This is a genomic window from Pseudomonas sp. NFX15, from assembly GCF_049132105.1.
Classification (GTDB): Bacteria; Pseudomonadota; Gammaproteobacteria; order Pseudomonadales; family Pseudomonadaceae; genus Aquipseudomonas.
On the sequence record NZ_JAFMPV010000043.1, the window covers coordinates 23,599 to 32,291 of the forward strand.

The 8,693-nt window shown below is 62.7% G+C and carries 8 protein-coding genes; 7 read left to right on the forward strand and 1 reads right to left on the reverse strand.

The features are described from left to right. Positions 1 to 5: 5 nt before the first annotated feature. The 7 genes from J1D76_RS27020 (at position 6) to J1D76_RS27050 (ending at position 7,518) form a co-directional block, all read left to right on the forward strand. Complete coding sequence (locus J1D76_RS27020) at positions 6 to 875, forward strand: SDR family oxidoreductase (RefSeq protein ID WP_421141386.1); 870 nt, start codon at positions 6 to 8, stop codon at positions 873 to 875. A 3-nt stretch (positions 876 to 878) separates the two neighbouring features. Further along, positions 879 to 2,495 carry a geranyl-CoA carboxylase subunit beta gene (gene atuC, locus J1D76_RS27025; protein WP_421141387.1) on the forward strand — a complete coding sequence of 539 codons (1,617 nt, stop codon included), beginning with the start codon at positions 879 to 881 and terminating at the stop codon, positions 2,493 to 2,495. A gap of 25 nt (positions 2,496 to 2,520) precedes the next feature. Continuing rightward, positions 2,521 to 3,678 (forward strand): citronellyl-CoA dehydrogenase, encoded by a 1,158-nt coding sequence (gene atuD / locus J1D76_RS27030; RefSeq protein WP_421141389.1) that lies wholly within the window; start codon positions 2,521 to 2,523, stop codon positions 3,676 to 3,678. After that, positions 3,675 to 4,472: an enoyl-CoA hydratase/isomerase family protein gene (locus J1D76_RS27035; protein WP_421141390.1), complete on the forward strand. Its 798-nt coding sequence runs from the start codon at positions 3,675 to 3,677 to the stop codon at positions 4,470 to 4,472. The genes atuD and J1D76_RS27035 overlap by 4 nt, the downstream gene beginning before the upstream one ends. Positions 4,473 to 4,589: 117 nt before the next feature. Next, positions 4,590 to 6,551, forward strand: coding sequence for an acetyl/propionyl/methylcrotonyl-CoA carboxylase subunit alpha (locus J1D76_RS27040; protein ID WP_421141392.1), 1,962 nt, complete (start codon positions 4,590 to 4,592; stop codon positions 6,549 to 6,551). Positions 6,552 to 6,621: 70 nt separating this feature from the next. After that, complete coding sequence (locus J1D76_RS27045; RefSeq protein ID WP_421141393.1) at positions 6,622 to 7,164, forward strand: exonuclease domain-containing protein; 543 nt, start codon at positions 6,622 to 6,624, stop codon at positions 7,162 to 7,164. Positions 7,165 to 7,233: 69 nt separating this feature from the next. Continuing rightward, on the forward strand, positions 7,234 to 7,518 hold the full coding sequence (locus J1D76_RS27050; RefSeq protein WP_421141395.1) for a pyrimidine/purine nucleoside phosphorylase: 285 nt from the start codon (positions 7,234 to 7,236) through the stop codon (positions 7,516 to 7,518). An 86-nt stretch (positions 7,519 to 7,604) separates the two neighbouring features. Here the strand turns inward: J1D76_RS27050 and J1D76_RS27055 are convergent, their stop codons facing one another. Beyond that, positions 7,605 to 8,411: an MOSC domain-containing protein gene (locus J1D76_RS27055; protein WP_421141396.1), complete on the reverse strand. Its 807-nt coding sequence runs from the start codon at positions 8,409 to 8,411 to the stop codon at positions 7,605 to 7,607. Positions 8,412 to 8,693: the final 282 nt, after the last annotated feature.

Here is an 8,693-nt window from a genome sequence, read left to right on the forward strand (position 1 = left end):
CCGCCATGGCCTACGATTCGATTTTCAAAGCCGATCTGTTTGCTGGCCAAAACATCATCGTCACCGGTGGCGGCAGCGGTATTGGCCGCTGCACCGCCCACGAACTGGCGGCCCTCGGCGCCCATGTGCTGCTGGTCGGTCGCAAGGCCGACAAGCTGAAAAGCGTGGCGGCCGAGATCGCCAACGACGGCGGCACGGCCGACTGGGCGGTGTGCGATATCCGCGAGGAAGAATCGGTGCAGCACCTGGTCAGCGAACTGATCCGCCAGCACGGCCCGATTCACGGTCTGGTCAACAACGCGGGCGGGCAGTACCCGTCGCCGCTGAGCTCGATCAATCAGAAGGGTTTCGAAACCGTGATGCGCACCAACCTGGTGGGCGGCTTCCTGATGGCCCGGGAAGTGTTCAACCAGTCCATGAGCAAGCACGGCGGTGCCATCGTCAACATGCTCGCCGACATGTGGGGCGGCATGCCCGGCATGGGCCACTCCGGCGCGGCGCGCTCAGGCATGGACAACCTGACCAAGACCGCCGCGTTCGAATGGGGTTATGCCGGTGTGCGAGTCAACGCCGTGGCGCCAGGCTGGATTGCCTCCAGCGGCATGGACACCTACGAAGGCGCGTTCAAGGCAGTGATCCCGACCTTGCGCGAACACGTGCCGCTCAAGCGCATCGGCAGCGAATCGGAAGTCAGCGCGGCGATTGTGTTCCTGCTCAGCCCGGCCGCGGCATTCGTCAGCGGCAGCACCTTGCGCATCGACGGCGCCGCCAGCCTCGGCGGGCGAGCATGGCCGATTCACAAGGCGACCAACAGCGAGTCGTACAACGGTTTTCACCGTGCCTACCTGCCGGATGTCCTCAAGGACAAGGAATAAGCCATGCCGGTGATTCAGTCGTTACTCGATCCCCACAGTGAGCTGTTCGCACAGAACCGTGCGGCGATGCTGAGCGTCATCGAACAGGTGCGCACGCTCGAACAGAACCTGCTGAACAAGGCGGCCGAGGCCAAGCCAAAATTCGAAAAACGCGGCCAGTTGCTGCCGCGCGAACGCCTCAACCTGTTGCTCGACCCCGGCGCGCCATTCCTCGAACTGGCGAGCCTGGCCGGCTACAAGCTGCACGACGACAAGGACGGCCGCTCTGCCGGCGGTGGCCTGATCGCGGGCATCGGCTACGTGTCCGGCGTGCGTGTGCTGGTGGTCGCCAACAACAGCGCGATCAAGGGCGGGACCATCTCTCCCAGCGGCTTGAAAAAATCCCTGCGCCTGCAACAGATCGCCATGGAAAACAAACTGCCGGTGATTACCCTCGCCGAAAGCGGCGGTGCCAACCTCAACTACGCTGCGGAGATTTTCGTCGAAGGCGCCCGCAGCTTTGCCAACCAGGCGCGGATGTCGGCCATGGGTTTGCCGCAAGTCACCGTGGTGCACGGCTCGGCCACGGCGGGCGGCGCCTATCAACCAGGGCTGTCGGACTACGTGGTGGTGGTGCGTGGCAAGGCCAAGCTGTTTCTCGCCGGGCCCCCTCTGCTCAAGGCTGCCACCGGCGAAGTGGCCACCGATGAAGAACTCGGTGGCGCCGAGATGCACGCGCAAACCGCCGGCACCGCCGAATACCTGGCCGAGAACGATGCCGACGGCATTCGCCAGGTACGCGAGATCGTCAGTCTATTGCCATGGAACGAGCAGTTGCCGCCGCGTCCCGAACGTCGCTGGGAGGAACCGCTCTACCCCATCGACGAATTGCTCGGCCTGATCCCCGACGACCCGAAAAAACCCTACGACGTGCGCGAAATCATTGCCCGTCTCGCCGACGCGTCGAACTTCCTTGAGTTCAAGGGTGAGTTCGACCAGCAGACGGTGTGCGGCCATCTGAAAATCCAGGGCCGCGCCTGTGGCTTCATCGGCAACAATGGCCCCATCACGCCCAAAGGCGCGAGCAAGGCCGCGCAATTCATCCAGCTGTGCGACCAGAGCCAGACACCGCTGCTGTTTTTCCACAACACCACCGGGTTCATGGTTGGCACCGAATCGGAACAGCAAGGCGTGATCAAGCACGGCGCGAAGATGATTCAAGCGGTGGCCAACGCCCGCGTGCCGAAACTGACTATCGTTGTTGGCGGCTCCTACGGCGCAGGCAACTATGCGATGTGCGGGCGCGGCCTCGACCCGCGCTTCATCTTCGCCTGGCCCAACAGCCGCACCGCGGTGATGGGCGGCGCGCAAGCGGGCAAGGTGCTGCGCATCGTCACCGAGGCCAAACAGGCCAAGGACGGGCTGGTGCCCGACCCGAAAATGCTCGACATGCTCGAACAGGTCACCGCGCAGAAACTCGACGGCCAGTCCACGGCGCTCTACGGCAGCGCCAGCCTGTGGGACGACGGCTTGATCGACCCACGCGATACCCGGACCTTGCTCGGCTACTTGCTGGACATCTGTCACGAGGCCGAAGTGCGGCCGCTGCAAGCCAACAGTTTTGGTGTAGCCCGCTTCTAGGGGCGATCAGAGGAGAACAATAAAAATGATCTTCACCCAGGAACACGAAGCACTGCGCCGCACCGTCCGCCAATTCGTCGAGCACGAGATCAACCCGCACGTCGAGGCTTGGGAAAAGGCCGGGCGCTTTCCGATTCACGAGATCTTGCGCAAGGCCGGCGACCTCGGCTTGCTGGGCATCTCCAAACCGGAAAAATTCGGTGGCATGGGGCTCGACTACAGCTATTCGATCGTCGCCGCCGAAGAGTTCGGCACCATTCATTGCGGCGGCATCCCGATGTCGATTGGCGTGCAGACCGACATGTGCACCCCGGCCCTCGCACGGTTTGGCTCCGATGAATTGCGCGACGAATTCCTGCGCCCGGCCATCAGCGGCGAACAGGTCGGCTGCATCGGTGTCTCCGAAGTCGGTGCTGGCTCTGACGTCGCCGGGCTCAAAACCACTGCGCGCAAGGACGGCGACGACTACGTGATCAACGGCAGCAAGATGTGGATCACCAACTCGCCGAGCGCCGACTTCATCTGCCTGCTGGCCAACACCTCGGACGACAAGCCGCACATCAACAAGTCGCTAATCATGGTGCCGATGAACACGCCGGGCATCAGCCTCAGCTCGCACCTGGACAAGCTCGGCATGCGCAGCTCGGAAACCGCCCAGGTGTTTTTCGACAACGTGCGCGTGCCGCAGCGCAACCGCATCGGCCACGAAGGTGCGGGGTTCATGATGCAGATGCTGCAGTTCCAGGAGGAACGCCTGTTCGGCGCGGCCAACATGATCAAGGGCCTGGAGTATTGCGTCGACAGCACCATCGAGTACTGCAAGGAGCGCAAGACGTTTGGCAGCGCGTTGATCGACAACCAGGTCATCCACTTCCGTCTGGCCGAACTGCAAACCGAAATCGAATGCCTGCGCGCGCTGGTCTACCAGGCCACCGAGCAATACGTCAAAGGCCAGGACGTCACGCGCCTGGCCTCGATGGCCAAGCTCAAGGCCGGACGACTGGGCCGCGAAGTCAGCGACAGCTGCCTGCAATACTGGGGCGGCATGGGCTTCATGTGGGACAACCCGGTGGCACGCGCCTACCGCGACGTGCGGCTGGTGTCGATTGGCGGCGGCGCCGACGAAATCATGCTGGGGATTATCTGCAAACTGATGGGCACCCTGCCGGGGAAAAAGAAATGAATAACCTCCCGGATTGCCAGACCTTGCTGCTGGAGCTGCACAACGGCGTGTTGCACATCACCCTCAACCGCCCGCAATGCCGCAATGCGATGAGCTTGCAGATGGTTGCCGAATTGCGTTCGGTGCTCGCGCACGTACGCGATAAACCGGGGGTTCGCGCCCTGGTGATTGGCGGTGTCGGCGGGCATTTCTGTGCCGGCGGCGACCTCAAGGACATGGCCAATGCCCGCGCTCAAGGTGCCGACGCCCATCGCAATTTGAATCGAGTGTTCGGCGCACTGCTGCAAGAGGTCCAGCACGCGCCGCAAGTGGTGATTACCGTGTTGCAAGGCGCGGTGCTGGGCGGCGGCTTGGGCCTGGCCTGCGTCAGCGATGTCGCCCTGGCCGATCACCAGGCGCAATTCGGTCTGCCGGAAACCAGCCTCGGCCTGCTGCCGGCGCAAATCGCGCCGTTCGTGGTGCAGCGCATCGGCCTGACCGAAACCCGGCGCCTGGCCCTGACCGCGGCGCGGTTTGATGGTCACCAGGCCCGGCGCATGGGGCTGGTGCATTTTGTCGAGCAGGACCCGCAGGCTCTGGCCGAGCGTCTCGATGAGGTGCTGGCGCATGTGTTGTGTTGTGCGCCGGGGGCGAATGCGGCGACCAAAAAACTCCTGCTGGCGAGTGCCGGACAACCGTCGGATGCGCTGCTCGATCAAGCGGCCGAATGGTTCAGCGAAGCGGTGACCGGGGCTGAGGGGACCGAGGGAACGATGGCCTTTTTGCAAAAACGCAAACCGGGGTGGGCGTCCTGAAGAGCTTCGCTGGCAAGCCAGCTCCTACAAAGGATTTATGCAACACGTAACCCCTGTAGGCGCTGGCTTGCCAGCGAAGAGGCCCGAACAAACACCGCCAAACCAAGGGAACAACCCATGCCCGGACTTACGAAAATCCTCATCGCCAACCGCGGTGAAATCGCCTGTCGCATCCAGCGCACGGCCCAGGCATTGGGCTATCGCACCGTCGCCGTGTTCAGCGAGGCCGATGCCGATGCACTGCACGTGCAGATGACCGATGAAGCGGTCAACATCGGCCCGGCCCCGGTGCAACAGTCATACCTCAACATCGGGGCGATCATCGACGCGGCCCGACGCACCGGCGCAGATGCCATCCACCCGGGCTACGGCTTCCTCTCGGAAAACGCCGGATTTGCCCGCGCCTGCCGGGACGCCGGTCTCACCTTCATCGGCCCAAGCCCCGAGGCCATCGAACTGATGGGCAGCAAGCGCCTGTCGAAAATCGCCATGCTCGAAGCCGGCGTACCCTGCATCAAGGGCTATCAAGGCGCCGAACAGGACGATGCGACCCTGAGCCGTGAAGCCGGGCGCATCGGCTACCCGTTGATGATCAAGGCCAGCGCGGGCGGCGGCGGACGCGGCATGCGTCTGGTGCACGACGCCAGCGATTTACTGGAACAGATTCGCACCGCGCGTTCCGAGGCCCTGAACGGCTTTGGCAGCGACGAATTGATTCTCGAACAGGCATTGATCGAACCCCGGCATGTCGAGGTGCAACTGTTCGGTGACCAGCATGGCAACCTGATTTACCTCGGCGAGCGCGATTGTTCGGTGCAGCGCCGGCATCAGAAAGTCATCGAGGAAGCCCCCTGCCCGATCATGACGCCAGCGCTGCGCCAAGCCATGGGCGAAGCGGCGCTCAAGGCCGGGCGGGCGGTGCAGTACGTCGGCGCGGGTACCGTGGAGTTTTTGCTCGATTCACGCGGGCAGTTCTACTTCCTGGAGATGAACACCCGGCTGCAAGTGGAACACCCGGTGACCGAATTGATCACCGGGCTGGACCTGGTGGCCTGGCAGTTGAGTATTGCGCAAGGACAACCATTGCCCCTGTGCCAGGAACAGGTGCAACTGCAGGGCCATGCCATGGAAGTGCGCCTATATGCCGAAGATCCGGCCCAGGGATTCCTGCCGCAAACCGGTCGCGTCGTGGCCTGGGAGCCGGCGTTGCAGGACGGCGTGCGCATCGACCATGGCCTGTTCGAAGGCCAAGTCATCAGCCCCTTCTATGATCCCATGTTGGGTAAGCTCATCGCTTACGGCGCCACTCGCGAAGAGGCGCGGCGCAAATTGCTGCGAGCGGTACAGGACAGCGTGCTGCTCGGTGTGCAAGGCAATCAGCGCTTGCTCGCCGGTCTGCTGCAACACCCGCAGTTCGCCAGCGGCGACTTCAGCACCGGGTTCATCGGCCAGCATTTCGCCGACCACGCCAGCCTGCATCCCCAGCCACCCAGTGCGCACCATTTGGCCATCGCCGCCGCCCTGTTCTATCACGCGGCGGCGCAGGCGCACCCGGCCCCGCTGGGCGGTTGGCGCAATAACGCCAGTGTGCCGCTGCACTATCGCATCGGCCCTGAGGATCAAGACTGGCCGGTCTCGTTGCAGGCAATCCCCGGCGAGCCGTTGCGAATTCAGGTCGCCGAGTACAGCTTCGATTTGAAGATTCTCCACTGCGACGGACGCTGGGCCACCCTCGACATCGAAGGCATCCGCCAACGCCACGCCTATCGCCTGGAGGCAGGGCGCCTGTGGTTGTTCACCCGACCTGGCAGCCTGCACTTCGTCGATCGCACCCAAGCGCAGGTATCCGGCCAGGCCAGTGTGAGCACCGGCACCCTCAAGGCACCGATGGACGGGGCGATCGTCGACGTGCTGGTCAACGAAGGCAGCCCGGTGACCAAGGGTCAATTGCTGGTGGTGCTGGAGGCAATGAAAATGGAGCATCCGTTGAAATCGGGCATCGACGGTGTGCTCAAGCGCTTGCAAGTCAAGGTCGGCGATCAGGTAAAAAACCGCCAGATTCTGTTGGAGGTCGAATAAGCCGCTAGGCGGAACCGCCGGGTTTGGCTACGCTCAAACCCAACAGGACGCGGATACCAGGAAACCTGCAATGCCTCACTGGCTGGTCATTGATCTGGAGGCCACCACCGACGAGGGCGGTTGGCCCATCACGGAAATGGAAATCATTGAAATCGGCGCCACCCTGGTGGACCGCAAGGGGCGCGAACTGGATCACTTCCAGCGTTTCGTCCGCCCCCTGCGCCGGCCGCTGCTGACACCGTTCTGCCGCGAACTGACGCACATCACCCAAGCCAACATCGACGGTGCGCAACCGCTGGGCGAAGTCTGGCCGGCGTTCGAGCGCTGGCTGGGCCAGCATCAAACGCGCCTCGAAGGCTGGGCCAGCTGGGGCGATTACGATCGCAAGCAACTGCTGCAGGATTGGCAGCAACTGGGGCTGCTCAGCGCGCTGGCCAATGTGCCGCACATGAACCTCAAGCAGCGCTTCGCCAAGGCCCGACGCCTGGAACGCCCATTGGGGCTCAACGGCGCGTTGCAACTGGCGGGTTTGCAATTCACCGGCCAGCAACACCGGGCGCTGGAAGATGCGCGCAATACCGCACGCCTGCTGCCGCTGGTTCTTCCGCTTTAGACAGGTGACGACACTCGGGGCCTTGTGCATACTGGCCGGCCCTTTTTAGCCCTTTTCGAGGAATCGCCCATGTTTAAAGTCAACGAGTACTTCGATGGCACCGTCAAGTCGATCGCCTTTGGCACCGCAGAAGGTCCTGCGACCATCGGCGTCATGGCTGCGGGCGAGTACGAATTCGGCACCAGCCAGCGTGAAATCATGCACGTGGTCAGCGGCGCATTGACCGTCAAGCTGCCAGACAGCAATGACTGGGAAACCTTCGCCGCCGGCAGCCATTTCAACGTACCGGCCAATAGCAAGTTCCAGCTGAAGGTCGCCGTCGACACCGCTTACCTGTGCGAATACCGCGGCTAAAACCGTCGGGCTTCATCCCGCACAAGTCAGCGCCATAAAAAATGCCCGTGTTGTTCGACACGGGCATTTTTTTATCCGGCAGCCGCTTACTCGAGAATCTCCACCGGCATGCCGACTTCGAGTCGACCGTTGCCGTCGTTGACCAGGTTCTGACCGAACATCGCGCCATCGGCCTGCGCTCGGTACTTCTGCAAGGTCGCCAGGGGTTCGCGGTCTTCGCTGCGCTCCCCGGTTTGCGGGTCGATGGTGGTCAGGATGCAACGTGAACAGGACTTGACCACGCGGAACTCGACTTCGCCGATGCGGATACGCTTCCAGTCATCCTCGGCAAACGCCTCACTGCCTTCGATCACCAGGTTCGGCCGGAAGCGCAACATCTCCAACGGACGCCCCACACGTTGCGACAGATCCTCAAGGGACGCCTGGCCGATCAGCAACAGCGGATAGCCGTCAGCAAACGCCACCTGATCGTCATCCTTGCCGTAACCCGCCTCGGTCATTCGCGCACGCTCAAGCGGCACTTGCACCAGGCGCGTCGGCTTGCCGATGAACTGGCTGACCCAGGCACCGGCCGCATCACCGGCATCGGGGACGCGCAAGGTATCGCGCCAGATGGTCACGCCACGCAGTTCTGCCTCGTTGCCGGGCAAGGCAATGTCGAGCGGCGGATGGCCGGGCGCGCTGAGGGTCAGGCCACCTTCGGCATTCCACAAGGCCGACAACTGGCTCATCTGCGCCACAGCACGCTGGGTCAGGAAGCGCCCGCTGGCCTCATCCACCAGCATCCAGCGGCGATCGCCGTCCAGCCCCAATTTGTCGAGGCTGATCTCTTGCAAGGGTTCACCCTTGGCGGATTTCAACGGATAACGATACAGCGCGCTCAAATGCAGCATGGCCAGTTCCCTGTCAGGCAAAAACGCCACCCTATACGAGCTTGATCACTGAATCAAAGACTGCGGTTCAAACCTGTAGGAGCGAGCCTGCTCGCGAAAAGGGAGTGTCAGTCGACCGATTGGCCAACTGAGACACCGCTTTCGCGAGCAAGCTTGCTCCTTGTATGTTGGCCCTGACTCCAAGGGGAAAGGTTACGCTCAAGGCGTCATACAACAGCAAGTGCGTTTCTGGGGGAGGCCGATCGCTCCTGAAGGCAGGATTTGCTCCTGACCTTGTCTGTA

Coding starts and splice junctions, on each gene's coding strand:
- J1D76_RS27020 (WP_421141386.1), top strand. CDS start 6: ATGGCCTACGATTCGATTTTCAAAGCCGATCTGTTTGCTGGCCAAAAC.
- atuC (WP_421141387.1), top strand. CDS start 879: ATGCCGGTGATTCAGTCGTTACTCGATCCCCACAGTGAGCTGTTCGCA.
- atuD (WP_421141389.1), top strand. CDS start 2,521: ATGATCTTCACCCAGGAACACGAAGCACTGCGCCGCACCGTCCGCCAA.
- J1D76_RS27035 (WP_421141390.1), top strand. CDS start 3,675: ATGAATAACCTCCCGGATTGCCAGACCTTGCTGCTGGAGCTGCACAAC.
- J1D76_RS27040 (WP_421141392.1), top strand. CDS start 4,590: ATGCCCGGACTTACGAAAATCCTCATCGCCAACCGCGGTGAAATCGCC.
- J1D76_RS27045 (WP_421141393.1), top strand. CDS start 6,622: ATGCCTCACTGGCTGGTCATTGATCTGGAGGCCACCACCGACGAGGGC.
- J1D76_RS27050 (WP_421141395.1), top strand. CDS start 7,234: ATGTTTAAAGTCAACGAGTACTTCGATGGCACCGTCAAGTCGATCGCC.
- J1D76_RS27055 (WP_421141396.1), bottom strand. CDS start 8,411: ATGCTGCATTTGAGCGCGCTGTATCGTTATCCGTTGAAATCCGCCAAG.